We start from the raw sequence: 26,982 nt of genomic DNA on the forward strand, positions 1-26,982 counted from the left end.
GTGGAAGTTGAGGTGATTAGCCGCTGCCAGAAAGGGTTTAGTCCAGGTGTCGCTGCATCAATAGATTAACCTAACTTAAAGGAGGAGCGCTCATGACCACAAGGTTACAAAAAAATAAGATTGAACATCAGCTGCACTCTATGGATGAGCAAGCCGCCCATGAAGAACGAATCACCGAAGCGGCCAGGCAAACTGCAGTTGCAGCGTATCATGCCGATGATGAGTATCCGCTGGTGGAGACTGAGCTTGCCCCCATTGGAACAGGCACCTTGTACGGAGTAGGGGTAGGTCCAGGTGACCCCGAGCTGATTACGCTCAAAGCCTGCCGTTTGCTGAGGGAATGTCCGGTAATTGCCTACCCGGCAACCAAAAAGGGCGGGAAATCCTATGCCCACGAAATTGTAGAAATGCATATCAAGGCGGATGAAAAAGTCATGCTGGGACTTGTCTTTCCGATGACTAGAGATCCTGAGCTGCTGGCAAGCGGCTGGAACCGCACGGCCGAGCTCTGCTGGAACGAGCTGAAGCAGGGCCGGGATGTGGCTTTTGTGACGGAGGGCGATCCCAATCTGTACAGCACCTTTATTCATCTGGCCCGGTTGATGCAGGAGCTTCACCCCGGCGTGCCGATCGTTTCTATTCCGGGAATATCGTCGGTGCTGGGCGCCGCTGCCGCGCTTCAGCAGCCCCTTGCCGATGGCGACCAGCGGGTGGGGATTATTCCGGCTACAGAGGACCGGGCGGCCTTGGAGGAGGCGCTGCTGCATCATGATACGGTGGTGTTTTTGAAGGTGGCCAAGGTGCTGGATCTGCTGCTGGATGTGCTCGATGAGCTCGGGCTTGCGGGAAAAGCTTCCGTTGTGACCAAAGTAACCTCTCCGAATGAAACGGTGTGGCGGGATGCCCGCGAGCTGCGCGGCCAAGAGCTCGAATACCTGAGTCTTATGGTGGTGAGCAAATGACGGCGGCCAGCTTGGAACCCAAGGTATATATCGTAGGTGCAGGGCCGGGTGATCCCGAGCTGATTACGGTAAAAGGCAGCCGCATCCTGCGTTCTGCAGATGTTGTGCTCTACGCGGATTCACTCGTCAGCGGGGAGCTGATCGCCAGTGTGATGCCGGGAGCCGAGGTGCTGCAAAGCTCGGGAATGGATCTGGAGCAGCAGGTGGAGATCATGGCTGCGGCTGTGAAGGCCGGGAAAAGCGTAGCCCGCATCCATACCGGTGACCCTTCCATGTACGGGGCAATCCTGGAGCAGATGTCGCTGCTGAAGCTGTGCGGCGTCAGCTATGAGATCGTGCCGGGGGTCAGCTCTGTTTTTGCTTCGGCGGCAGCGCTGGGTGCGGAGCTCACCGTGCCGGAGCTGACGCAGACCGTGATTCTGACCCGTGCCGAAGGCCGGACGCCGGTCCCGGAGCGCGAGCAGCTGCGGCAGCTGGCGGCGCATCACTGCACCGTAGCCCTGTTCCTCAGCGCTTCGCTGGCTGAACACGCGGCAGCGGAATTTCTCGCTGCCGGGTGGAGTCCCGATACGCCTATCGCTGTTGTGAAGCGGGCGACCTGGCCGGACCAGCAGATTCTGCGGACCACTGTGGCGCGCCTGGCAGCTGATCTGCGCGAAGCGGGCATCACCATGCATGCGATGATTCTCGCCGGCTGGGCGCTGGACCCGGCGCTTACGGACCGTGACCAGTACCGCTCGAAGCTGTACGACAAGACCTTTACCCACGGCTGCCGGGAAGGAATCGGCGCCGATGGCTAAGCGGTATGCAGCCGTTGCGATTACTGTGAATGGCATCCGGCTGGCGCTGAAGCTGGGTGAACGGCTGGCGGATACTGAGGTTTTTTATTACGCTAAATATAGTGAAAACGTACAGGACAACGCGGGAATTGGGCGGGCGTTTGCGGAGCCGGTCAAAGCGCTGCTGCCGAAGCTGTTCCGGCAGTATGAAGGGCTTATCCTGTTCTTTTCGCTGGGGGCGGCAGTCCGGCTGATTGCTCCCCTGCTGGAGGATAAAAGAACCGACCCTGCCGTCATTGTCATTGACGAACGCGGAGAACATGTGGTCAGCATGCTGTCCGGCCACTTGGGCGGGGCCAACAGGCTTACGCGGCAGGTTGCGCAGCTGCTGGACAGCCATCCGGTGATCACTACCGCCTCGGATGTGCAGGGCACCTTCGCCGTGGATCTGCTCGGCTCGGAGTTCGGCTGGCGCGCAGAGAGCTTCGCAGCCATGAAAACAGTCAGCGCCGCCCTGGTCAACGGGGAAGCCGTGGCCTTCCTGCAGGAGAGCGGCGAACGCGGCTGGCTGCCGCCCGGTGCGGTGCTGCCAGAGCATGTCCGCCTCTGCGGAAGCATGGCGGAGCTGCAGGAAGCGCCGTTCAGCGCGGCGGTCGTGATCACGGACCGGCAGCTGCCGGAGCCGGAGGCAGCGGCTCTTGGAGAGCGGACGGTAGTCTACCATCCGCGCAGTCTTGTGCTCGGGCTCGGCTGCAACCGCGGGACCCCGCTGGAGGAGCTTGAAGCGGTGGTGCAGGGTACGCTGGCGGAGCTGGGGCTTTCGCTTCTTAGCGTCCGCAATGCCGCTACTGCCGCGGTCAAAGGCGATGAGGCCGGGCTTCTGGCCTTGTGCGCCAAATACGGCTGGGAGCTGGCCCTGTTTTCGCCGGAGGAACTGAATATGGTGGCGCTGGAGCAGCCCTCGGAAATTGTTTTTAAGGCGACCGGAGCTTATGGTGTCTGTGAGCCGGCAGCCCTGTTGTCCTCAGGTGCCCGCGACCTGGTGCTGAAGAAGAAAAAAAGCGGCAATGCGACCATTGCAATAGCGAGAGTCAGCTTTGCTGAAACGGAGGGGAATAAGAATGAATGAGCAGAGCGGACCGGAGCAGCTTCCCCGGCTCCGCCCGCGTTTTGTGGTAGCCGGAACAGGCAGCGGTTCGGGCAAAACAACAGTGACGCTCGGACTGCTGCGGGCTTTTGCCCGGCGCGGTCTTACAGTGCAGGCCTTCAAATGCGGCCCGGATTATATTGATCCAGCCTATCACGCGGCTGTAACCGGCCGTACGGCCCGCAATCTGGATTCCTGGATGACCTCGGGCGAATATATGCTGGAGTATTTTTTGCGTTCCTCGGAGACAGCCGACCTGTCCGTAATTGAAGGAGTTATGGGGTTGTACGACGGCAAAGAGGCGGCTGCGCTTACCGGATCAACGGCGGAAATTGCCCTCCTAACAGGAAGTCCGGTGCTGCTGGTGGTGGATGTGCGCAGCATGGGACGCAGTGCGGCTGCAATCGTGCTTGGCTTTCAGCAGTTGGAGCCGGGCGTGAACATCGCTGCGGTAATCGTGAACCGCTGCGGGAGCGCCAGCCATTACCGGACGGTCCAAGCCGCGATTGAAGCGGCCTGCGGCATACCGGTCATCGGCTGGCTGGCACGGGATCAGGGACTGGATATCCCGGAACGGCACCTGGGGCTGCTGCCTGCCGTGGAACGCGGAGAGCTGGAGCCGTTATTTGACCGTGCCGCCGACCTGCTGGAGGCAGGAACGGATCTGGATGGACTGCTGCAAATTGCTGCAGCAGCGTCAGTCCTGCATTATCCGGCGGCGGGAGAAATGATGCCGGAAGGAAAAATACTGCCGGAAGGGGGTTCTACGGAAGAGAGTCCGCCAGAGAATGTTCCGGCAGCCAGGAATATCTTTCAGGTGACAGGCGCGCAAGATGCACAGGAACTTCCGGGTAAGCTGCCTGGCGCCGCCGCACTTTTCCCCACGATAGCTGCTAAGATCCATCAGGTGACAGGCGTGCAAGAAGCACAGGAACTTCCGGGTAAGCTGCCTGCCACCGCCGCACTTTCCCCCTCGTTAGCTGCTATGGGAGCCGGTATTATACAGTGCTATCCATCCTTGGATAGCACTGCTCCCCAAGCCCTCGCCTCGGTATATGACCCTGCGCCGGTCATTGCCGTTGCACAGGATGCGGCGTTCAATTTTTATTACGCCGACAATCTGGAGCTGCTGGCCCGTGCCGGGGCCCGGCTGGCTCTGTTCAGCCCGCTCAGCGGCGAAGGCATTCCGCCGGAGGCGGACGGCATCTACCTCGGCGGCGGTTTTCCAGAGGAATTCGCCGCCACAATCGCCGGGAATCCGGCCTTCCTGAACGGCCTAAGGGCAGCGGCAGCAGCAGGTATGCCGCTGTATGCGGAATGCGGCGGCTACATGGTGCTGGCCCGCAGCCTTACCGACCGCGCCGGGGCTGTACATGAGATGGCCGGGATTATTCCCGCCCATACAGTCATGCAGGACCGGCGCACCGCACTCGGCTACCGCGAAGTCACCGCGCGGGCCGATTGCCTGCTGCTGAAGCAGGGCGAGCGCCTGCGCGGGCACGAGTTCCACTATTCCCTGATGAGCTATTCGCCTAGCGAACCGCGGTTGTACGCCTATGACAGCAGCGGACGTAGCGGCAGCCAGCCGGAGGGCTATGCCCGCGGCAATGTTATGGCTGCTTATGCGCATATACATCTGGCTTCCCATATCCCGGCGGCATTCCGGCTGGTAGAAGCCTGCCGCAGCTACCGCAGGAGTAACGAAGACATGCTGCGCTCATAGGATGATACCCATGAGAGCAAGGCCAGAATAAACCGCATGATCCCGGCGAATAAGCTAGGATCATGCGCGCACTTGGAGGAGGAGCTGCCAGATCCGCTAGAGCCTGAGTTCTAAGTGGAAAAAGTAAAACTAATCCGCCGATAATTGCTTAGAAAAGGAATTTAGTGGGAATTTATCCACTTAATTCACGTGAAAATACGATATCAGGAGCAGTTGAGCCAGAATAAGTCTACTTTTTCCCACTACGGATGCCCGTACAGCGAAACGGTACCGAATAAGTATACTTTTTCCACTTTAGTTAGCTCAGTCCGGCCGGTGCACGATCGCAAGGCAGGTTCACTCAAGCCCAGCCGCTTCTCCAGGGATTTTTAGTGTACAAAGTGCAATAGATTGAACTTTTCGGGCGGTTTGATGGGTCTACTGCTGCAGAAAGTACTATAAAAGGCGCGTTCTGACCTAATTGGAAAGGGAGTCGAATCGCCGGTTGTTACTTGGATTGGCCTGCTTGCCTCTATTCCCGATATAGTGGGATTTCGGTGGAAATCTAGTTTCTTTTTCGTATGTCAACCGCTTGTCATAGATCTGCCGGCCACGTATAATAAAGGCAAGAGAACGCTTTATTACACGAATGGCCAATCTTTGGCTGAACGTTTATGGGGAAGGGAGACTGCTGCAGTGAAGGTACTTGGAGCAATTGAAGCAGGGGGAACAAAGTTTGTATGCGGGACAGGAAATGAGGACGGGACGATTATCGACCGGGTCAGCTTTCCGACGACTACGCCTGAGGAAACAATGGGGCTTGTGCTGGACTATTTTACAGGCAAAAATGTGGAAGCAATCGGCATAGGCTCATTCGGACCGATTGATCCGGTAATTGGCAGCCCGACCTACGGCTGCATTACAACTACACCTAAACCCCATTGGGGACAATACAATCTGGTTGGAGCAGTTGCCGGGCATTTTTCCGTGCCTATCGGGTTCGATACGGATGTGAACGGTGCGGCGCTGGGGGAATACAAGTGGGGAGCGGCCCAAGGGCTGGACAGCTGCCTGTATATCACAGTCGGTACAGGGATAGGAGCGGGCGCAGTAGTGGGAGGCAAGCTGGTGCACGGCTTGTCCCATCCTGAAATGGGGCATATTCTTGTGCGCCGCCATCCGGAAGACAAGTTTGAAGGCTTCTGCCCTTATCACAGCGATTGCCTGGAGGGTTTGGCGGCAGGTCCGGCGATTGGCAAACGCTGGGGCAAACCGGCTGGCGAGCTGCCTGCGGATCATCCGGCGTGGGCGATGGAAGCCCACTATCTGGCGCATGCGCTGATGAATTACGTGCTGATTCTGTCACCGCAGAAGATTGTGATGGGCGGCGGGGTCATGAAGCAGAGCCAGCTTTTCCCGCTTATTCATGCGAAGCTTCAGGAGCTCCTCGGCGGCTATGTGCAGCATCCTGCACTGAACGAGGCTATCGGCAGCTATATTGTTCCGCCTCAGCTGGGCGACAATGCAGGTCTGTCCGGAGCGCTTGGACTGGCTAAGCTGGCGCTGGACCGGGAGTAGCCTGAAGGCAGGGATAAGGATTGATTGGCTTTACAGCGCAATTCATCCTTATATTTCCGCTGGAACAAATACTGTTCCCATAGAGGAACGGACAAGCTGTTCCTACTTAGTATAAAAAGGGATTGACTGTTTCACAATATATGGGTATTGTAAGCATTAACAGTATAGCATTCCAGAGGAAGCACCTCTTTCACGTGAATTCGTGGGAGAGGTGCTTTTTTGTGTGCAGATGTAAGGCGGTATAAGCTTCACACCTATATCGTCCTTATATTGTCCGGTGATGGATCTGTCTAAGGAACCGTCCATCCGGAGAGTTCCGGGATTATGCATGCTGTAAGACAAGGAAGGTAGGGATTGGGATGCAGATTGTATTTATGAACCGTTTGTCGAGAATGTCAGGGGCCGATCAAGAGGGTTTAGCCCAGCTCTGGATTGGGGAAGAAGAAGGCACCTGGCGCCTTGGCTGGCGCGATTTCTCCGGCTCAGAGGAAACCGGGGACAGCTTGTGGTATGAAGGCGGCTCCTGGAATGAGATGCTCTGCGTCTACCGGCATGAGCTGGCGGTGAAGATGGGCGATGGCTACCGGCCTCTAATCGATGGGGCCTTTCACGATGAAGACAGCCAGTCCGGCAGCCGCAACCAGGAGCAGCTTAAGCTGCAGTATTTCAGCGAGCAGCATGGCAATGAATCCGTCTATGAAGAGCTCTGCTCCTGGCGCCGGGGCAAAGCCTCCATTGAGCGGAAAGCGCCATACATACTTGCCAGCAACCGTCTCCTGCGGATGCTCAGCGCTTTTCTTCCCCGCACTCTGGAGGAGCTGCTGCAGATTCCCGGCGTAGGCGAGGGCAAGGCCTCGCAATACGGCGAGGACTGGCTGGGCATCACCTCGGCCGCAGAGCGGGAGCATAGCTTTCCGCTGGGCTGGGTGCATGAAGCCGTTGACGAGGAACACTTTGTGTCCTGGCAGTACAAGCAGAAGGAGCTGAAGTACAAGAAGCAGCTGGAGCGGCTGCGGCTGCGCAGGGTTCTGCTGCAGGGAATAGAGGAAGGCCTTGGGATAGAGCAACTGAAGGCAGCGAGTGGGGTAAGCCGCCGAGAAGTGCTTGAAGCGGTAGAAGAGCTGGAGAAGGACGGCTATTCCGTCGAAAAGCTCATTGCTCTCGAACTGGCTGAGGTATCCTCCAGCGAGCAAGCCGGTGTATGGACCGCCTATGAGCTGATGGGTGATACCTTCCTTAAGCCCGTACTTTTCAAAGCCTACGGGGAAGGATTCTCACCTGCGGAAGGATTGGATGTGTATTATGAACGGCTGCGGCTGATCCGCATCCGCTACCGGCGGGGACAATCAGCTAAGCTGGAAGGGGCGACGAATTTATAATCGCCTATGCTGAAGGCCGCTTGGGACTCACTTTAGGAGAATGCTGTAATTTGGAGTAAACTACAGGTATTCCGAATAAAAGGAGAGAAACCTATGATCGTAACATTAACGGTTAACCCCAGCGTAGACGCCAGCACAGGCATTGAGAAGGTCGTTCCTGACCATAAGCTGCGCTGCCGGGAGGCATCCTATAAGCCGGGGGGCGGCGGGGTCAATGTGTCCCGGGCGATCCACAGATTAGGCGGAGAGTCCTTGGCTTTGTATGCATCGGGCGGACTGCACGGGCAGCTGCTGCATAAGATGCTGGAGCAGGAAGGCGTCGGGCACCAGGAGATCCCGATTTCCGGGCAGACACGGGAAAATCTGATCGTTGTGGAAGAATCCACAGGCCAGCAATTCCGGTTCGATATGCCTGGCCCGCACTTTATTGAGGGCGATTGGCAGCAGTGTCTGGAGCAGCTGAAATCCCTGGGCGGGAAGCCGACCTACGTTGTTGCCAGCGGCAGTCTGCCTCCGGGATGCCCGGTGGATTTCTACGGCCGTGTAATTGAAGCCGTGAAGCCTTGGCAGGCGCGGGTGATTGTCGATACCTCAGGCGAAGCGCTGCAAAAGGCTGCTGACGCAGGTGTATATCTGCTCAAGCCGAATGCCCGCGAGCTTGAGGAATTGACCGGACATTCCATTACAGGGGATGCAGAGGTCCGGGCGGCTGCCCTGGAGCTGATCGAGCAAGGTCGGACAGAAGTGGTTGTGGTATCCCTCGGCGGCGAGGGGGCATTGCTGATTACGAGCGAGGGCTCCGAGCATCTCAAGGCACCTGAAGTTCCCGTACTGAGTGTAGTAGGGGCTGGAGACAGTCTGGTGGGCGGGCTGGTCTACAGTCTGGAACGGGGCTGGCCGCTGCGCCGGGCCGTTCAGTTCGGAATCGCCTCCGGAGCGGCGGCGGTGATGAATCCGGAGCGTCAGCTGTGCAAGCGTGAGGATACGGAACGATTGTTTATGCAAATCGAAGCAGCAGATGCAGAGACTCAGCGATAAACCAAAAAGACGAAGGTTTCCTTGCCATGGGGCAGAGAAGCCTTCGTCCTGCTTATTCGTCCATTTTTGTTCATAGCCATTCCTTCTTGCGGAAAATAAACAGCATCCCGCAGCCGAGCGTAACCATAACGGCAATGACTCCATAGTAGCCGTACCGGGTATGAATCTCAGGAATATTGTCAAAGTTCATTCCATAGATCCCGGTGATGACGGTCAGCGGCATGAATATTGTGGTAATCGCGGTGAACACTCTCATGATCTCATTGGCGCGGTTGGCGATACTGGACTGATACGCTTCGCGTAAGTTCCCCATGAGATCGCGGTACGTTTCAAAAGTTTCAGAGATCTTGACCGCATTTTCATAAATATCGCTGAAATACTTCTGCAGCTGATCATCGATCAGGCGGAGGTCTTTTTTGTTAAGCGTGTTGATAACTTCCTTCTGCGGCCCCAGCATCTTCTTCAGCCAGAGAATTTCACTGCGCAGACCAATGATCTCGCTCAGATGCGATTTCTTGGTATGCATCAGAATATCCTCTTCCAGCTTCTCAATCCGCGCTTCAATCCGGTCACCGACGGAGAAATAATTGTCTACGACAAGGTCGATCAGCAGATACAGGAAACGGTCAGGCTCGCTGACCTCCTGCTCCCACAGAATGGGCTTCAGTACGCGCAGCTCATGAATTTTTTGCTTGGTGACGGTGATAATGAAATTTCTGCCCAGAAACACGTTGAGCGCACGCAGAAAAATCTCTTCATCATCAAAACGGATGCTGTTGACTACAATAAAATAATGGCTTTCGTAAATTTCCAGCTTCGGGCGCTGATCCTCTTCGCTGAGGCAGTCCTCAACGGCCAAATCATGCAGATTGTACAAGGGCTGAAGCAGCTCCAGATCCTCAACATCCGCATCAATCCAATAAAATCCCTCAGCGGGGGCAGTCAATGTTTCTTCAATGTCATCTACAGGTGTAAAAACCCCTGCGTTTACCAGCCGGATTTTCATCTGATCCACTCCTCTTAAGCCCTGGTCTTCTCCAGAGCCTGTGCTAAATTATAGGCACAGGGAACAATCAGCTTGACCGGTGGTACAGTCAATTCTTGAGGCCAAATGACGGTTCGAGGGCATGAAGAAGAAATGCTCCCGCCGCCGGCAAGCTGATGTTAATCCTGTGTGGTTGCTCTTTCTGGACGCTTATCTGCGAACTCGGGTCGCCTTCCATTCTTCTCTCACCTCTTCTTTTCGTCAGGTAGGGGCTGTGAAACCCTTGTCTAGTATAACCCCGGGTTATGGGTCTTTCAAGCTAAATTCTTGCGGCTTTTGGGGACCCAATAGCATTGTATGGACTTGACGAAAAGGAGGTTCATGATTTAAAGTGAATTTTAAGAAAAGCATTTAACGTTATGTGACTTTTTCTCAATTGAATACAGCTAAATCTTATCAAGAGCAGGTGGAGGGACTAGCCCGATGAAACCCGGCAACCGGCGTGTGAACGCACGGTGCTAATTCTTGCGGAAACTTTGTATGGGAAGCCTGTCCGGCTGCCTGGCACAAGTTCTCTGGCAGATGAGAGAGGCGCATATGACTGCAGATATATGACCTTTCTCACAGAGAAAGGTCATTTTTACATTGTCATCAACGAAGGAGTGGAAACTAGAAATGCCGATAAAAATTCCCGACAGCCTGCCGGCCAAAGAAGTATTGTCCGGAGAAAATATTTTTGTAATGGATGAAAGCCAGGCCTTCCACCAGGACATCCGTCCGCTTCGCATAGCCATCCTGAACTTAATGCCTACGAAGGAAACTACAGAGACGCAGCTGCTGCGCCTGGTCGGGAATTCACCGCTTCAGGTGGATGTTGTGCTGCTGCACCCGAGCTCTCATACCTCGAAGAACACCTCGGCGGAGCATCTGAAGAGTTTTTACAAAACCTTTGACGAGATCAGCGACCGCCGCTTTGACGGGCTGATTATCACCGGCGCTCCGGTGGAGCAGCTGGACTTTGAAGACGTGAATTATTGGGAAGAATTGAAAGGGATTTTTGAATGGAGCAAGCACAACGTGACCTCGACCATGCACATTTGTTGGGCGGCACAGGCAGGGCTCTATCATCACTTTGGCGTGCGCAAGGTGAATCTGGACGAGAAATGCTTCGGCGTGTTCCCGCACACCGTGAACCAAAACAATGTAAAGCTCCTGCGCGGCTTTGACGAGGTGTTCCATGTTCCGCATTCCCGGCATACGGATGTCTCGCGTGAAGATATCCTTGCCAATCCCGAACTGCAGATTCTGGCCGAATCCGAAGAAGCCGGAGTGTATCTGGTTTCGACGCTTGACGGCAAGCAGATTTTTGTGACCGGGCATTCCGAATATGATCCGTTTTCGTTAAAGTGGGAGTATGACCGGGATATCGCCAAAGGGATGGATATTGCGATACCGAAGCATTACTATCCTAAGGATGATCCGCAGCGCACACCGCCGGCAGTCTGGCGTGCCCATGCCAACTTATTATTCTCTAATTGGCTCAATTACTATGTATACCAGGAGACCCCTTACGATATAGACCAAACCGATTATTTAGTATTCTAAATATATAAGAGAACACCATACTTAGGAGGCAGCAGCTATGGATGAAAAATTGAGGATTGAGAGCAGATTGGCGCAGATTGGTTCGCAGGAGGACCCGGCTACGGGGGCAATTAATTATCCGATTTACAATGCAACGGCATTCCGTCATCCCAGACTTGGACAGAGTACGGGGTTTGACTATATCCGTACCAAGAATCCTACCCGCTGGGTGCTGGAAGAAGCTGTGGCAGAGCTTGAATCGGGGGATGCTGCTTTTGGCTGCAGCTCTGGAATGGCTGCGCTGACAACCCTATTTGCCTTGTTTGGACAAGGTGACCATTTAGTGGTTTCGCTGGACCTGTACGGTGGAACCTACCGTCTGCTTGAACGGATTCTCTCCAAATACGGCATAAGCGCCTCTTATGTGGATACGAATGATCTGGACGGTCTGGAGGCTTCACGGCGTCCGAATACCAAGGCTGTTTTTATCGAAACGCCCACCAATCCGCTGATGATGATTACGGATATCGAAGCTGTCTGTACGTGGTCCCGCCGTCATGGACTGCTTACGATTGTGGACAATACGCTGCTGTCACCGTTTTTTCAACGGCCGCTGGAGCTTGGGGCGGATATCATCGTCCATAGCGCGACCAAATATTTGGGAGGCCACAACGATGTGCTTGCCGGACTGATCGTAACCAAAGGTGCCGGGCTGTCTGCAGAAATGGCGGTTTTGCACAATTCCCTGGGTGCAGTCCTGGCACCAAATGACTGCTACCAGCTGATGAAGGGGATGAAAACACTCGCGCTGCGCATGGAACGGCATGAGAGCAATGCGCTGGCGCTGGCCCGCTATCTGCTGGAGCATCCGGCAATCGCTGAGGTTTTCCATCCGGGACTTCCTGACCACCCGGGTTATGAAATCCAGAAACGCCAAGCCTCGGGCAACACCGGGATCTTCTCCTTCAAGGTAAAAGATGCCAGATACGTCGAGCCGCTGCTGCGCCATATCCGTCTGATTGCCTTCGCCGAAAGCCTCGGCGGGGTGGAGTCGCTGATGACCTATCCGGCGGTGCAGACCCATGCTGATATCCCGGTGGAAATCCGCGACGCTGTCGGTGTAGATGACCGTCTGCTGCGCTTCTCCGTCGGGATTGAGCATGCGGATGATTTGATTGCCGATCTCGGACAGGCGCTGGAAGCGGCCCGGATCGAACTGGAAGAGGCATCTGCCGGCACAACGCCCGCTGAAGAATAAGAAGCTTGGCCGCGGCGCCCTCACGGGCGCCGCTGTTTTTTGATAGATCAGTAAGTATGTATGGGGTCCCCGCAAAGTATCTGAATCAGCTTCCATGCAAAAGCCCCGCTTGTGGATTATTTTAAGGCGGCTGGATTTATAGTTTTACGCCGGCGTGTCCCAGCAAAGGTTTCTCAAGGCGTCCGGATTGTGATACGATGGAGGAACGAGCTTATTCATTTGTTCAACAAATTTAATACATCTACCTTGCTGTATAGGCGTAAAAAGGAGGCTGCTAACGATGAGTGCAATAGATCTGATTCTGGAGAAGGCGCTGAAGGGCGAACGGCTCGGGCTGGAGGATACGGTCCGGTTGTTCGAGAGCAATGAAATTGAAAAAATGGGCGCTGCCGCTGACATTATCATGAAGCGCTGGCACCCGGACCCGCTGGCTACTTTTGTGATTGGCCGCAATATCAACTATACGAATGTATGTGATGTGTACTGCCGTTTCTGTGCGTTCTACCGCAGACCGGGCTCTGAGGAAGGATATGTGCTGCCCGACGAGACGATTTTTCAGAAAATCCAGGAAACCATCGATGTGAATGGTACGGAAATTCTCATGCAAGGCGGGACCAATCCCAATCTGCCATTTAGCTACTATACGGATTTACTGCGCGGAATTAAGCAGCGTTTCCCGGAGATCACCATGCACTCCTTCTCCCCTGCGGAGATTATGAAAATGGTTGAAGTATCCGGTTTGCCGCTGGAGCAGGTGGTCCGCGAGATTCATGCTGCAGGTCTGGATTCCCTTCCCGGGGGCGGAGCGGAAATTCTGGATGACCGGACCCGCCGCAAAATCAGCCGTCTCAAAGGCTCCTGGCGGGAATGGATGGATGTCATGCAGACCGCACACAAGATCGGCATGAACACCACGGCAACCATGGTTATCGGCCTTGGCGAGAGCATGGAGGAGCGGGCGCTTCATCTGCTGCGGGTACGGGAAGCCCAGGACGAGTGCATTGCGAACAAATATGACTCCGAAGGGTTCCTGGCGTTTATCTCCTGGACCTTCCAGCCGGATAATACCAATCTGAAGCTGGACAGACAGACGCCGGAAGAATACCTCAAAACGGTTGCCATCAGCCGTCTGGTACTGGACAACATCAAAAATTTCCAGTCCTCATGGGTTACAATGGGGCCGGAGGTCGGCAAGCTGTCCCTGCAGTATGGCTGCAACGACTTTGGCAGCACCATGATTGAGGAGAATGTAGTATCCTCGGCGGGCGCAACCTACAAGGTCAACATCGAGTCCATTACCCAGCTGATCCGCGAAGCAGGCAAGATCCCGGCGCAGCGCAACACGCGTTATGACATCCTGCGGGTGTTCAACGATGCGAACGCGAAGATTGACAATGATTTTGTAATGCAGAACTAATAATTTAATAAAATTAAAAATATTTATAACTTCATGTGTGATATTTTATTGCGGCGTCTATCCTTGTGGAATTCCTCTATGGGAATTTACAAAGATAGACTTTTTTTTGTGTTATGTAAAGTTTTATAGGCATTTTACCCAAAATTAATGGTTGAAATGTGATATTTTACACAACTATTACTCAGATTTAATGCATTTTGCTAGATTCATATTTTGGGGTATGATACAATCTTGCGGTCAGCATAAGTAGGAATACGAAACATATGGGGAGGATATCTGACTTATGGGAGAAAGAAGATGGAACAAGCCGATAGCTTCGATATTGGCGACCACCGTTCTGGCAGCACAAGTGCTGGGCGGAGTTTTTGCAGTTCCGGTTTTGGGAGCAGGCAAGGCAGAAGCCGCAGGCGCTGAAGCCGTAGATCCGGGAACTCCCGGGACAATTAATCTACGCCTGATGAGCACCACGGATGTTCACACCAATGTGATGGGCTGGGATTATTTTAAGAACAATTCATCGTTAACAGTGGGGCTGGACCGGACGGCGACTTTGGTGAAACAAGCCAAAGCAGAGCCGAAAGGAACATACAATCTTCTGCTCGATAACGGCGATTTGATTCAAGGCACACCGCTTGGCACATATCTGTCGAAGCAGGCTGATCCGGAGGGCAAGCTGAACCAAATTCATCCGATGATTGCGGCTATGAATATTATGGGCTATGATGCGGCAACACTTGGCAATCATGAATTTAACTATGGACTGAATTATTTGGAAAGTGTAACATCGGCAACTTATGCTACTTATAGCCATTCGAATAATTTTCCGAAGTTCCCCTATTTGAATGCAAACGTGTATGTGGATGACAAGGATAACGATCCTGCGAATGATGTAAACTATTTTACGCCTTACAAGATTTTGGACAAAAAAGTTAAAGACAGCAACGGCGTTGAGCAGACCATCAAGGTCGGTCTTATTGGCTTGGTGACCCCGCAGATCATGGACTGGGACAAAGCCAACCTGGAAGGCAAGGTCATCACCAAAGACATTGCTGCGACAGCCAGCAAATTTGTTCCGCAAATGAAGGCTGAAGGTGCTGATGTCATCGTCGCTATGGCGCATACCGGTTTTGACAAGTCCGCAGTGGAAGGCGACTTCTCCGAAAATGACATTAATGCGCTCAGCAAGGTAGCGGGCATTGATGCCATTACGTTCTCCCATACCCATAAGGTATTCCCTGCAGCGGATGTGAAGTCACTGGACGCATCATTCAAGGATGCCGCTGGCAACGAGCTGCCTGGCATCGACAATGGCAAAGGCCAGATTAACGGTGTTCCGGCAGTTCAAGCCGGTTATGGCGGAGGCTATTTGGGCCTGATCGACCTTGCCATTAGCCAGGACCCGGCTAAGAGCGGGCATTGGAAGGTGGACAAGTCCGCTTCCACTTCCTCGACACGTTCGATTTACAGAAACGAGAACAAAGTGAATATTTCCAATGTTGAACCGGACCCTGAGGTAGACGCGGCTGTTGCTGCCAATCATCAGGCCACAATTAAGTACGTCAGTGAACAGCTCGGCACAACAAACGTACCTATGAACAGCTATTTTGCTCTGGTGCAGGATGATCCGACCGTTCAGATCGTAACCTATGCCCAGAAGCGTTATGTCGAGAATCTGATTAATACAGATCCCTCCTTGGCCCAGTATAAGGGTAAGGCAATTCTTAGTGTAGGAGCACCCTTCAAGGCCGGACGCAACGGTCCGGATGAGTATACGGAAATCGAGGCAGGACCATTGACCATCCGCAGCGCAAGTGACTTGTACCTCTATGATAATACGCTGAAAGCGGTCGAGGTCAGTGGCGCTACGGTAAAAGAGTGGGTGGAGATGAGTGCGGGTGCATTCAACCGTATCGATCCGGCAGTTTCCACGCCGCAGGAGCTGCTCAACTCCAAGTTTGCCGTATATAATTTCGATGTTATTGACGGAATTAAATATAAGATTGATGTGACCAAAAATGCGAAATACAACACGGATGGAACAATTAATGACGGTTCCTCCAGCCGTGTAACTTCTATTACTTATAATGATCAGCCTCTTAATATGGATCAGAAGTTTATCGTTGTTACCAATAACTACCGTGCGAGCGGCGGGGGGAACTTCCCTATCAAGGACGGCAAGCTGATCATTGATACGCTGGAAGAAAACCGTCAGGTTCTGATGGATTATATCAAGGAAGCAGGTACCGTGAATCAGCCTGCGGACAACAACTGGTCTATCCAGCCGATCAAAGGGGATGTCAAAGTAACCTTTACCTCATCTCCGAAGGCTAAGAAGGTATTGCTTAAGGATGACAAAATTACGGATACCGGCACACAGAACGATAAAGGGTTCGAAATTTATAACCTCGATCTGAGCGGTGATGTCAAGGTTCACATTCTTGGAATCAATGACTTCCACGGCCAATTGGATACAACATCCTATGTAGGCGACAATGCTGTGGGCACAGCTGCCATTCTGGCAACTTACCTGAAAACGGCACGTGCACAATATGCGAACTCGCTGCTTGTCCACAATGGAGACTCTGTAGGAGCTTCAGCTCCAGTGTCCTCAAGGGAGCGCGACAAGCCGACGCTGGAATGGATGAACCTGATGAAGTTCGATGTCGGAACTTTGGGCAACCATGAGTTCGACCAGGGTGTCGCAGCACTTAAAGCACAAATTTTTGGCGGTGTAGACCCAGTAAATGAAAAAATTACCCATGCACCTGTGAATTTTGACTATATTAATGCCAATGCAGTAGATAAAGATACAGGCAAACCTATTATCAAACCGTATACCATCAAAGAAGTGGGCGGTGTGAAAATCGGATTTATCGGCGTGGTTACCAAAGCCACTCCAAGCAAGGTATCTCCGGCCGGCACAGCCGGTGTGAGATTCCTGAGCGCTGAGGAAGAGGTTGCGGCGATTGGCAAATATGCTGCAGAGCTTCAGAAGCAAGGCGTTGAAACGATTATTGTCCTTGCCCATGACCCGGCAACCACCAAAGGGGATGTGACTACAGGCGAAGCCGCGGACTTAGCCAAGGCTCTTCCGGCCGATTCACCGGTTGATGTCATCGTGGCCGGCGACAATCATGCGCTTGCCAATGGCGTAGTGAACGGTAAGCTGATTGTTCAGGCTTATTCCTACGGAACCGCATTTGAAGACATCAAATTGGTGATTGATCCGGATACCAAGGATGTCAAAGCCAAATCAGCTACCGTAACCTCAACCCTCCAAAAAGGAGTGGAACCGGATGCTGAAACGGTGGCCTTGGTGAACAAGTACCTTAAGCTTCACCCGGAGTTGGCCCTGCCAGTCGGCACTACAGACGGTTCGGTTACCCGTACGGATGCCTACAATAATGAAGCTCCTCTCGGCAACCTGATTGCCGACGCTATGCGCCAGGCTGATTTTAAAGATGGCAAAGGCATTGCAGATTTCGCCTTCATGAATCCGGGCGGCATCCGCGCCGATCTTCCAAAAGGCAATGTATCTTTTGGCGACCTGGCGAAGATCCAGCCGTTCGGCAACACGCTGGTGAAGCTGACGCTGACCGGTGAGCAGATCAAAACCCTGCTTCAGCAGCAATGGGGAACCAAAGCTGACGGAACGGCTGACACCAAAACCCTTCAGATCTCCGGTCTGAAATATACCGCAAATATGTATCTGCCGGTGGCTGACCGGATTGCCAGCCTGACCAAGACTGACGGAACACCGATCAGCATGACAGAAAGCTACACGGCAGTCGTCAACAACTTCATGGCTGCGGGCGGCGATAACTACAGTGTACTGACCAAGGCCAGTGAATCCCTGGCAGGTCCGATAGACCTGGATGTCTTCTATGATTACGTTCAGAACACATTTAAGGGCGGGGCGATTACGGCCGCGATTGAGGGCCGGATTACGAATAACCTGACAGCTTCAACGCCAGCTCCGGGTCAAGGCGGCGGAGGCGGAGGGGGTACTGCACCAACAGCTACGCCAAAACCTACGGCTACACCTGCACCGGCTGCAACGGCAACGCCTGCACCGGCCGCAACCGCAACTCCGGCTCCTACACCAACGCCTGCAATCACTTTTGGTGATTTAGGCAAAGTGGCTTGGGCGCAGGAAGCGATCAATTCTTTGGCGGCCAAGGGCATCCTAAAAGGAATTGACGGAAAGAATTTCGCTCCGAACAAGACAGTAACACGCGCAGAATTTGTTGCGATGCTGGTTCGTGCACTGAACCTCACTCCTTCAGGAGCAAGCACCAAATTCAGCGATGTGAAGCAAGGGGTATGGTATACCGATGCCATAGCTGCTGCTGTTAACGCCGGTATTGTGAAAGGCTCCGGCAACGGCAAGTTCGAGCCGGGCCGTGAAGTGACCCGTGAAGAGATGGCGCTTATGATCGCGGCAGCGCTTAAGGATCAATTGCAGCCCATCGACTCTGCATCCGTACTGGCCGGCTTTGGCGACAAGTCGAAAATCGCTTCCTATGCTCAAGAGGCTGTAGCCCAGCTTACACAGCTTGGCATTGTCAACGGAGTGGATGGAAAGAAATTTGCGCCGAAGAGCGATGCTACCCGTGCACAGGCAGCGGTCATCATTTACCGTATGCTGGAGAAGAAAGCTTCCTAAGCTTTGAATCTGGCATGAACTAGTCATTCATAAAAGAGCTCCGCCCATCGATTTGATGGCAGCGGAGCTCTTTTTGTACAGGCAGGAATGCGGGAAGTGCGTTACTTGACGGCAGCTTCCCACTTGCAGCGGACCGGGGAGACAATCGCATTTTCTTTTTTTAGTTCGGTGAAGGCTTTGTCAATGGCTTTGCGTTCCAGACCGGACAGCTTTTCAACCTCGCCTGCGCTGAGCGGAGTTTCCGATGCCTTAATAATATCGAATACCTGTTCCTTAACACTCATGGGTTTCCACTTCCTTCATCATTAGTAGTATTGAATATAGCCTTTGATAGTTTCGTAGTATAAAAGAAAACGGGCAAATATGCAGTGATATTTTTGTTTACAGTCATATCCAAAAGTGATATCATAATTATATCAAATACATATCTTATGGAGGTGCCTTTCATGAAAGAAAAAACATTGCATCCAATCAGCGGCTTTCTGGTTATTGCGCTAATTGCCATCTGTGTGGCAGGAGGGATTTACGGTGCAGCTCATGACTATGCTATGATTCCCGTTATCCTGTTTGTCGTAGCAGGTGTGCTTTGTACGAGTATTACGGTAGTGCAGCCGAATAAGTCTGTCGTGGTAACCTTTTTTGGTAAATACGTCGGTACCATTGTCAACAGCGGGCTCTTTGCCGTCATTCCCTTCAGCATCCGCAAGACCGTATCCCTGCGGGTGCGCAATTTCAACAGTGTGAAGCTGAAGGTAAATGATGTCGAGGGGAATCCGATTGAGATTGCCGCAGTTATCGTATTTAAGGTAGTCAATTCTGCCAAAGCGTTGTTTGATGTCGACAAATATATGGCTTTTGTAGAAATTCAGAGTGAGACTGCGCTGCGGCATGTGGCCAGCCGGTATCCTTACGACAATTTTAACGAATCCGGGATGTCCCTGCGGGCGAATGCGGATGAAATCGCCAAGGAGCTGGCAACGGAGCTGCAGGAACGTCTTTCCTTATCCGGTGTTGAAGTCATCGAGGCACGCCTGACACATCTCGCGTATTCCACTGAAATCGCCAGCACCATGCTGCAGCGCCAGCAGGCGTCCGCCATTCTGTCCGCACGGCAGATTATTGTTGAGGGTGCCGTCGGCATGGTGGATATGGCGATCCGCCAGCTGAAAGAGAGCGGTGTAGTCGAGCTTGATGAAGAACGCAAAGCGGCGATGATTAACAATCTGATGGTAGCGATTGTGTCGGAGCGCGGTGCGAGTCCGGTCATTAACGCCGGCTCGTTATACTAAGGATCGTTCATCATGGCGGCCAAGAAGAGCTTTCCGCTGCGGATCGATCCCGAACTGCACGAGGCGCTGGAACGGTGGGCAGGAGAAGAATTTCGCAGCGTGAACGGACACATCGAATACTTGCTGCGTGAGGCTTTGAAACGCGCAGGCCGCTTGCCTGAACGGAAACGCCGGGAAGAATAGTATTGCGGGGCAGAAGGCGGCTTCTGCCCTGCATTATTTTTGGCGTTGGTATTGCGGATTTTTATTGAGGATATGTTACCTGAAGATGTTTACCTTAGGAGATTGACTTGACGGAACGCCGGAGACAGAATTATAATTACACATGATTCATGTTAATAGCGTTGACAAAGATAGGGATTGTTACTACAGGACCGCTTCAGAGAGAGGAAACTTCAGGCTGCAATTTCCTCCGGTATCCGGTAACCGATCTACCCCTTTGTAGCTGCGGTTATGAACTCCCGGGTGCTGTCTATTTGCGGACAACCTGCAGGGTATAGTAAGAACCGCCGGTTCATGGCCGTTATTCCCATGCTGATGAAGGATTCCTGCAGGATTGGAATCGAATTTGGGTGGAACCACGGGTGCAATCACTCGTCCCTTTGCGGGACGGGTGTTTTTTGTATGTATTGATAGCCTATGCTTTCGAAGCGAGTTTTGTACGAAGCACAATCAGGAAGCAGAGGCTCACAAAACTTTCAGGAGGAATAATCATGCCGGTAAATATTAAGCTTCCGGACGGCTCGGTCCGGGAATATGCGGAGGGCAGCAGCATTGACGATGTAGCGGCTTCGATCAGCAGCGGGCTCCGCAAGAATGCGGCAGCAGGCAAGCTCAACGGGATTGTTGTAGACTTGGCAACGCCGCTGCAGGAAGGTGCGTTAGTGGAGATCGTGACCCTGGATTCGCCGGAAGGCCTCGAAGTGATGCGCCACAGTACTGCCCACTTGATGGCGCAGGCGGTTCGGCGCTTGTTCGGAACCAAGGAGGTTAAGCTGGGGGTAGGTCCGGTAATCGAAGATGGCTTCTATTATGATATGGATCTGGAGCACCCGCTGAATCCGGAGGATCTGCTCAAGATCGAGAAGGAAATGGAACGTATCGTATCCGAGAATCTGCCGATTATCCGCAAAGAGGTCAGCCGCAGGGAAGCGCTGGAGCGTTTCGGCGAGCTGGGCGATCCGTACAAGCTGGAGCTGATCGAGGCGCTGCCTGAGGATAGCGTGATCACGATTTATGAACAGGGAGAGTTCTTTGACCTCTGCCGCGGTCCGCATGTCCCTTCCACAGCGAAGATCAAAGTCTTCAAGCTGATGAATGTAGCCGGAGCTTACTGGCGCGGCGACAGCAAGAACAAGATGCTTCAACGTGTATATGGTACAGCCTGGATCAAAAAAGCACAGCTCGATGAGCATCTGCGTCTGTTGGAGGAAGCCAAGAAACGCGACCACCGGAAGCTCGGCAAAGAGCTGGAAATCTTCACATTCAACCAGCTGGTAGGCCAGGGTCTGCCGATCTGGCTGCCAAAAGGCGCGAAGCTGCGCAGTATTCTGGAACGTTATATCGTGGATCTGGAAGCCAGCCTCGGCTATCAGCATGTATACACTCCGGTGCTTGGCAACGTGGAACTGTACAAAACTTCCGGGCACTGGGAGCATTACCAGGAAGATATGTTCCCGAAGATGACGATCGATACTGAAGAATTCGTCCTCCGCCCGATGAACTGCCCGCATCACATGATGATATATAAGAGCTCGATGCACAGCTACCGTGATCTGCCGATCCGTATCGCTGAGCTGGGTACGATGCACCGCTATGAGATGTCCGGCGCGTTGACAGGTCTGCACCGCGTGCGCTCCATGACGCTGAACGATTCCCATATCTTCTGCCGTCTGGACCAGATTAAGAGCGAGTTCACCCGTGTGCTGGATCTGATCAAGCAGGTGTACAGCGATTTCGGCATTCACGATTACCGCTTCCGCTTGTCCTACCGTGATCCGCAGGATACCGAGAAATATTTCCAGAACGATGAAATGTGGGAAACTGCACAGCGGATGCTGCGTGAAGTGGCTGAGGAAGCCGGCTTGCCGTTCTTTGAAGCGGATGGCGAAGCCGCGTTCTACGGTCCGAAGCTGGACGTGCAGATCCGGACGGCACTGGGCAAAGAAGAAACATTATCCACCGTACAGATCGACTTCCTGCTTCCTGAGCGCTTTGAGCTGGAATATGTCGGGGATGATGGTCAAAAGCACCGTCCGGTCGTGCTGCACCGTGGTATCCTCGGCACCATGGAGCGTTTTGTAGCCTTCCTGCTGGAGAACTTTGCCGGTTCCCTGCCGCTCTGGCTGTCTCCTCAGCAGGTGAAGATCATTCCGGTATCCTCGGCATTTGATGATTATGCCAAGGAGGTTGAAGCGAAGCTGCTGGCCAGCGGCATCCGGGCCGAAGTAGACCTGCGCAACGAGAAAATGGGCTACAAGATCCGGGAAGCGCAGCTGGAGAAGCTGCCTTATATGTTCGTGGTCGGTGAGAACGAGATGAATGCGGGAAGCGTCTCAATCCGCAAGCGCGGTGAAGGCGATATCGGTGCCCAGCCGCTTCAGGAAGTTATTGCTGCATTGGTTAAGGAAGTTGCGGAGCGTGTAATCTAAAGCTGCTGCCGCAGATATTCTGATAGTTGTAAGGCCTATATAAGCCTCTGTCATACGCCGCCTGCGGCCGTTACCTTACGGCTGCAGGTATAAAATTTTGTGAAACGGGAAACCTTCGCTAATAGGGGGAGGTTTAACTAATGAACAAAATGGGCTTATGCCAGAGGTTTTGGTGTCTTTTCGTCACTATTGTACTTTTGCTGACTGCTGCCGGAGTCTATCCTGATTTTGGACACAAGCGGGTGGAAGCGAACGGGACGGGAGACACTGCAAATCAGCTAAGCAGTACAACAAAGTCACTTGATCCGCAATATACTAAGGATGCTATGCCGTTCAGCAGTGTCCACAGCCATACTCTAAATGACGTGCTTTCGGTTGGCCAAGCCGCGCTGTACGCTCAGGGGGAGTCCGTTTCCAGAGGGGTTTCCCGTTCAGAGGCGCTTGCCCAGTCGGGCCAGCCGGCGGCAAGCCAGGCACCGAAGCATTCAGCAGCACCTCAGCCAGTCCAACCATCGGCGAAGCAGCCGCTGAGGCCGGCATCCATTCAGGTGGCGGCACCTGCACCGGAGCAGATTATCTCTTCTCTAAAAGTAACAGCTACAGGCTATACAGCAGGTTATGAGTCTACAGGCAAAACCGCAAAACATCCGCAGTACGGCATTACCTATTCAGGTGTCAAAGTCCGCCGGGATAAAAATGCCGTCTCAACCATCGCCGCGGACCCGAAAGTCATTCCGCTTGGCAGCGTGCTGTATATACCTGGCTATGGCTACGCGGTTGTAGCGGATACAGGTTCAGCCATTAAAGGCCGGAAAATTGATCTGTATTTCAGCACCACCAAGCAGGTCTATAAGGAGTGGGGAAAGAAGACGGTAGTGGTTCAGCTCATTAAGCGGGGGAACGGAAAATGTACCGAGAACATGCTGAAGAGTCTGGGACAGGCCATCCAAACTTATAATGCCATCCCGCAGGATCTGCTTGAGGAAGTTATTTAACGCTTGCCGCATAGAGCGGAAGTATGAATTTTATTTCACTTGATCATGCATAAATAGGCCCTGCCTTTCTCATAATACGGACTGGGGCAGAGTAATAGCCTCTTTCGTCAGCATCTCAGAGCGCAATCTGAAATCAGACTGCACAAGAGACAAGGGAGGTGATTTCCGTGGCCAATTCCAAGAAACCAAAGGTACAAGAAAATTATCAAACACCAAACGAAAAATACAATGCTGAATTTGCTGTTGAAAATGACGGCGCATCGAAGCAGAGCATTGCTAAACCGGTCCAAAAACCACAGCAGTAATGCTGTAGATAGCTTTTGGAACAGCAGCTTTCAACGAATTGCATCAGATATTTAACCGGCTGTCCCGTTTCCGTTCAGTTCTCTGAGCGGTGGGGCAGCCTTTTTATGGTGTGGATTTAACTTTTTTTACCATGCGCCTCAGTCCGGAGACTGAGGCAAGTTTCCTTCTCCCGGCGCTGTTCTCCGGCCGCCTGTTCCTGTAGACTAAGGCTATAAGATTGAACCAAGCGAGCTACATCAATATAAAGGGGAAATGAAGGATGAAAAGACGATTCACCAGCCAGATCCTCGGGGGTCTGATCCTGATTGGTCTGGGAGCGATGTTTCTGCTTAGGCAGATGGGGTACACCGATTTCAACATAGGTTCTTTGTTCGCCGATTATTGGCCGGTTATTCTTATCGTCATGGGTGTGCAGAATGTTCTGTCCACGAATGACCACGGCAAGGGATCATCTCTGTTTTGGGGGTTCTTTTATCTCGCGCTTGGGGTGTTTTTCCTGGGCCGCAACCTGGATTGGTTCTATGTATCGGCAGGCGATTTTTTCAAATTGCTGATTCCCGTTATGCTGATCGGCGGAGGGCTATACGTAATCTTCAAACCGCGGAATCATACACCTCCCGTTCCGCCGTCACCGCCAACTTTCTATCCTCCGGGACCTGAAAAAAGCTCTTTGGACGTTGAACCGCCCAAACCTCTCGAATCCACGCTCGATGAGCAGTTCGAGCAGAAATTCGGCAAGCCTGAGGGCAAGCGGGATTGGAACGAATATCTGCAAAAGGATGATGAGGACGAGGATGAGGACAACGGGCATATCCGCTCATCGGCGGATTCACGCTGGCAGGAAAAGCATGAGCGGCATGAACGCAGACGTCAGGAGCGGCAGGAGCGCCACGCCCGCCGGCATGGCGAATGGCACGGCAGGTTTGACGATGGGGATGACTCGAAGGAAACGACGCACCGCTCCGCTTTTATCGGGGATGTTCATATGGGCAAGGATCATTTCCAGCTCAAAAATACGAATATTTCGCAGTTCATCGGCGACACCGTGCTGGATCTGACCAATGCGCAGATTCCTTACGGGGAGACGAAGATTAATATCTCTGCTTTTGTAGGCGACATCAAGGTGTACGTGCCGGAAGACATGAATTTAGGCGTGAAGGTCAACAGCAGCTCTTTTATCGGAGACATGCAGGTTCTGGAACAATCACGGAGCGGGTTCATGAGCAGTGTCCAATGCAAGACTCCTTATTATAAGGAAGCCGGCAAAAAAGTCCGCATTAATGTCAGTGCCTTCATTGGCGACATTAAAATCAAAACGGTAGGTTAGGCATGGGGAAATTGTTAAGCAATACCAAATGGATGCTGCTGGTGTATTTTCTCCTTAGCGGCGGTGTAACCGCCGGACTTATGTATGCGGGGACATGCCTCGGCTATATCGAAGTTCAGGATTACCGCATGTGGTTGTATCTCTGTGCCGGGATTGTGCTGTTCACGGTAATTGTTGGGTATATGGCGGGCCAGCGGATTCAGCGGCGGATTGATCTTCTGGATCTGAATATGCTTCAGGTAGCCAAAGGCAATCTTTCCGTGAGAATGCCTGAGAGCGACGACCAGTCTTTTACCAGAGTGTACCACGAGTTCAACATGATGATGGACACGGTGGAGAACAAAATGCAGCTGCTGCAGCGTTTGGGCGAGCAGGAAGTGATCGAAAAGGAAAAGGCGGCGGAGAGTGCGGTACTTGAAGAGCGCAGGCGTATGGCCCGGGATTTGCATGATACGGTGAGCCAGCAGCTGTTCGCGATTCATATGTCCGCTTCTTCGCTGCCTAAAGTGCTGGAACGGAACGCAGAGCACGGTAAAACCGTAATGGATCAGCTGATTACCATGTCCCAAATGGCCCAGAAGCAGATGAGAGCCCTGATTGCCCAGCTTCGGCCGGTGGAATTGGAGGGGCATAATCTTTTTGAAGCGCTGGAGAAATGGTTCCCGGATTATTGCCGCCAGAACGGGCTTAAAGGCGTGAAGGAGCTTGAGCTGCAGGGGGAATTGTCTGAAGCGATTGAGCATCAGCTATTCCTGATCATACAGGAATCGATGGCGAATATTGTCAAGCATGCAGGCGCGCGTATGGTCAGCCTTTCGCTGCGCGAAGTCCCGAGACAAGTGGTGCTGAGCATTAGCGATGACGGTCAGGGCTTCGAGCATGTGCAGCATAAGCAAGGCTCCTACGGACTGACAACGATGCGGGAACGGGCCGAGAAGCTTGGCGGACAAGTGGAAATCATCAGCCGCAAGGGAGCGGGCACTACGATCCGCGTACATATACCCAAATTTCTGCAGGGCAGCCCGGAGCTGGACAGCACGGGTGCTGCCGAGGGCTGATCACACTAGGCGAATGCTTCGGAAGAAACGTTGAACGTTGTAAGAACAATATTTCAGGGGTAGCCTGGGCTGCACAAAAACTTTAGGAGGATAAACATGGGTATCATAAAAGTTCTGCTTGTTGATGATCATGATATGGTCCGGATGGGCCTTAAAACTTATCTGATGCTGGACCCGATGTTCGAAGTCATTGGAGAGGCTGCGAACGGGCAGGAAGCGCTGAATATGCTGCGGAGCTGGGGGCAGGAGGCGCTGCCTGACCTGGTGCTGATGGATCTGATGATGCCGGTGATGAACGGCGCAGAAACTACCCGGGCTGTACTGGCCGAATTTCCGGGCCTCAAAATCGTCATTCTCACCAGCTTTCTGGAGGATGATCTTGTCGTGGATGCCATTGAAGCCGGAGCGGTGAGCTATGTGCTCAAGACCGTCTCGGCCGAAGAGCTGATCTACGCGCTGCAAGGCGCATTCCGCGGGATGCCGGTGATGACCGGCGATGTATCCCAGGCCCTTACCCGGGGCATCCGCCAGCGGACGGTGCAGGGAGATTCCTCCGGCCTTACGGAACGGGAGAAGGAAGTGCTGCTGCTCATTGCCGAAGGCAAGACCAACAAGGACATCGGCGAGGAACTGCATATCAGCATCAAAACCGTAAAAACGCATGTCAGCAACCTGCTGATGAAATGCGAGCTGGATGACCGTACCCAACTGGCGATATATGCCCACCGCAAAGGCTGGGCGCAGGGTTGAATAAGCTGGAATTTAGTATAATTGCACGTTGATTGATGTAACCCTCGTGGACAAGGATTTCGTGAATGAGGCAATGTACAAAATACAATTAAGGTCTGGCGCGTATTATGC

21 protein-coding genes and 1 riboswitch are annotated in these 26,982 nt (G+C 53.1%); of the genes, 19 read left to right on the plus strand and 2 right to left on the minus strand.

The features are described 5' to 3' along the window. Positions 1 to 92: 92 nt before the first annotated feature. The 7 genes from cobI (at position 93) to PGRAT_RS09450 (ending at position 8,585) form a co-directional block, all read left to right on the plus strand. Complete coding sequence (gene cobI / locus PGRAT_RS09420; RefSeq protein WP_244884057.1) at positions 93 to 962, plus strand: precorrin-2 C(20)-methyltransferase; 870 nt, start codon at positions 93 to 95, stop codon at positions 960 to 962. Further along, the gene (gene cobM / locus PGRAT_RS09425) at positions 959 to 1,762 is read left to right on the plus strand and encodes a precorrin-4 C(11)-methyltransferase (protein ID WP_025705497.1); all 804 of its coding nucleotides are present in this window, start codon (positions 959 to 961) and stop codon (positions 1,760 to 1,762) included. The genes cobI and cobM overlap by 4 nt, the downstream gene beginning before the upstream one ends. Continuing rightward, positions 1,755 to 2,870 carry a cobalt-precorrin 5A hydrolase gene (locus tag PGRAT_RS09430; protein WP_042266461.1) on the plus strand — a complete coding sequence of 372 codons (1,116 nt, stop codon included), beginning with the start codon at positions 1,755 to 1,757 and terminating at the stop codon, positions 2,868 to 2,870. Before cobM ends, PGRAT_RS09430 begins: the two co-directional genes overlap by 8 nt. Then, positions 2,863 to 4,611 (plus strand): cobyrinic acid a,c-diamide synthase CobB, encoded by a 1,749-nt coding sequence (locus PGRAT_RS09435; RefSeq protein ID WP_042266462.1) that lies wholly within the window; start codon positions 2,863 to 2,865, stop codon positions 4,609 to 4,611. The genes PGRAT_RS09430 and PGRAT_RS09435 overlap by 8 nt, the downstream gene beginning before the upstream one ends. A gap of 675 nt (positions 4,612 to 5,286) precedes the next feature. Further along, positions 5,287 to 6,168, plus strand: a complete 882-nt coding sequence (locus PGRAT_RS09440) for an ROK family protein (RefSeq protein WP_025704908.1) — start codon at positions 5,287 to 5,289, stop codon at positions 6,166 to 6,168. Positions 6,169 to 6,527: 359 nt separating this feature from the next. Further along, on the plus strand, positions 6,528 to 7,547 hold the full coding sequence (locus PGRAT_RS09445; protein WP_025704907.1) for an HRDC domain-containing protein: 1,020 nt from the start codon (positions 6,528 to 6,530) through the stop codon (positions 7,545 to 7,547). Between the two features lie 93 nt (positions 7,548 to 7,640). After that, positions 7,641 to 8,585 (plus strand): 1-phosphofructokinase family hexose kinase, encoded by a 945-nt coding sequence (locus PGRAT_RS09450; RefSeq protein ID WP_042266463.1) that lies wholly within the window; start codon positions 7,641 to 7,643, stop codon positions 8,583 to 8,585. Positions 8,586 to 8,655: 70 nt separating this feature from the next. Here PGRAT_RS09450 and corA read toward each other — a convergent pair whose 3' ends face one another. Then, positions 8,656 to 9,591: a magnesium/cobalt transporter CorA gene (gene corA, locus PGRAT_RS09455; RefSeq protein WP_025705585.1), complete on the minus strand. Its 936-nt coding sequence runs from the start codon at positions 9,589 to 9,591 to the stop codon at positions 8,656 to 8,658. Positions 9,592 to 10,020: 429 nt separating this feature from the next. Continuing rightward, positions 10,021 to 10,159: riboswitch (SAM riboswitch) on the plus strand. 86 nt (positions 10,160 to 10,245) lie between these two features. Between corA and metA the strand changes: the two genes are divergently transcribed. From metA to PGRAT_RS09475, 4 genes are all read left to right on the plus strand, one after another. Then, entirely contained in the window at positions 10,246 to 11,175 is a 930-nt protein-coding gene (metA, locus tag PGRAT_RS09460) for a homoserine O-acetyltransferase MetA (protein ID WP_025705584.1), read from the plus strand. 37 nt (positions 11,176 to 11,212) lie between these two features. Next, complete coding sequence (locus tag PGRAT_RS09465) at positions 11,213 to 12,412, plus strand: aminotransferase class I/II-fold pyridoxal phosphate-dependent enzyme (RefSeq protein ID WP_025705583.1); 1,200 nt, start codon at positions 11,213 to 11,215, stop codon at positions 12,410 to 12,412. Positions 12,413 to 12,692: 280 nt separating this feature from the next. Next, entirely contained in the window at positions 12,693 to 13,829 is a 1,137-nt protein-coding gene (gene mqnC / locus PGRAT_RS09470; protein WP_025705582.1) for a cyclic dehypoxanthinyl futalosine synthase, read from the plus strand. Positions 13,830 to 14,112: 283 nt separating this feature from the next. After that, positions 14,113 to 18,495, plus strand: coding sequence for a bifunctional 2',3'-cyclic-nucleotide 2'-phosphodiesterase/3'-nucleotidase (locus PGRAT_RS09475; protein WP_025705581.1), 4,383 nt, complete (start codon positions 14,113 to 14,115; stop codon positions 18,493 to 18,495). 101 nt (positions 18,496 to 18,596) lie between these two features. Here PGRAT_RS09475 and PGRAT_RS09480 read toward each other — a convergent pair whose 3' ends face one another. Beyond that, a complete protein-coding gene (locus PGRAT_RS09480) occupies positions 18,597 to 18,779 on the minus strand; it encodes a transcriptional regulator (protein WP_025705580.1) in 183 nt (60 codons plus the stop codon). A 162-nt stretch (positions 18,780 to 18,941) separates the two neighbouring features. On the opposite strand from PGRAT_RS09480, the gene PGRAT_RS09485 reads away from it, so the two are divergent. The 8 genes from PGRAT_RS09485 (at position 18,942) to PGRAT_RS09515 (ending at position 26,871) form a co-directional block, all read left to right on the plus strand. After that, positions 18,942 to 19,784, plus strand: a complete 843-nt coding sequence (locus PGRAT_RS09485) for an SPFH domain-containing protein (protein ID WP_025705579.1) — start codon at positions 18,942 to 18,944, stop codon at positions 19,782 to 19,784. A 12-nt stretch (positions 19,785 to 19,796) separates the two neighbouring features. Beyond that, entirely contained in the window at positions 19,797 to 19,967 is a 171-nt protein-coding gene (locus tag PGRAT_RS32280) for a type II toxin-antitoxin system antitoxin (RefSeq protein ID WP_020432651.1), read from the plus strand. A gap of 530 nt (positions 19,968 to 20,497) precedes the next feature. After that, a complete protein-coding gene (gene thrS / locus PGRAT_RS09495) occupies positions 20,498 to 22,435 on the plus strand; it encodes a threonine--tRNA ligase (RefSeq protein WP_025705578.1) in 1,938 nt (645 codons plus the stop codon). Positions 22,436 to 22,761: 326 nt separating this feature from the next. Further along, the gene (locus PGRAT_RS09500) at positions 22,762 to 23,430 is read left to right on the plus strand and encodes a 3D domain-containing protein (RefSeq protein ID WP_081758819.1); all 669 of its coding nucleotides are present in this window, start codon (positions 22,762 to 22,764) and stop codon (positions 23,428 to 23,430) included. Positions 23,431 to 23,597: 167 nt separating this feature from the next. Next, positions 23,598 to 23,735, plus strand: a complete 138-nt coding sequence (locus tag PGRAT_RS33150; RefSeq protein ID WP_155990387.1) for a hypothetical protein — start codon at positions 23,598 to 23,600, stop codon at positions 23,733 to 23,735. Between the two features lie 260 nt (positions 23,736 to 23,995). After that, a complete protein-coding gene (gene liaF, locus PGRAT_RS09505; RefSeq protein WP_042266465.1) occupies positions 23,996 to 25,063 on the plus strand; it encodes a cell wall-active antibiotics response protein LiaF in 1,068 nt (355 codons plus the stop codon). A 2-nt stretch (positions 25,064 to 25,065) separates the two neighbouring features. Further along, entirely contained in the window at positions 25,066 to 26,121 is a 1,056-nt protein-coding gene (locus PGRAT_RS09510; protein ID WP_025706465.1) for a HAMP domain-containing sensor histidine kinase, read from the plus strand. A 96-nt stretch (positions 26,122 to 26,217) separates the two neighbouring features. Continuing rightward, on the plus strand, positions 26,218 to 26,871 hold the full coding sequence (locus PGRAT_RS09515) for a response regulator (RefSeq protein WP_025706464.1): 654 nt from the start codon (positions 26,218 to 26,220) through the stop codon (positions 26,869 to 26,871). Positions 26,872 to 26,982 lie beyond the last annotated feature (111 nt).

It is taken from the genome of Paenibacillus graminis (assembly GCF_000758705.1).
Taxonomy (GTDB): Bacteria; Bacillota; Bacilli; order Paenibacillales; family Paenibacillaceae; genus Paenibacillus_AQ; species Paenibacillus_AQ graminis.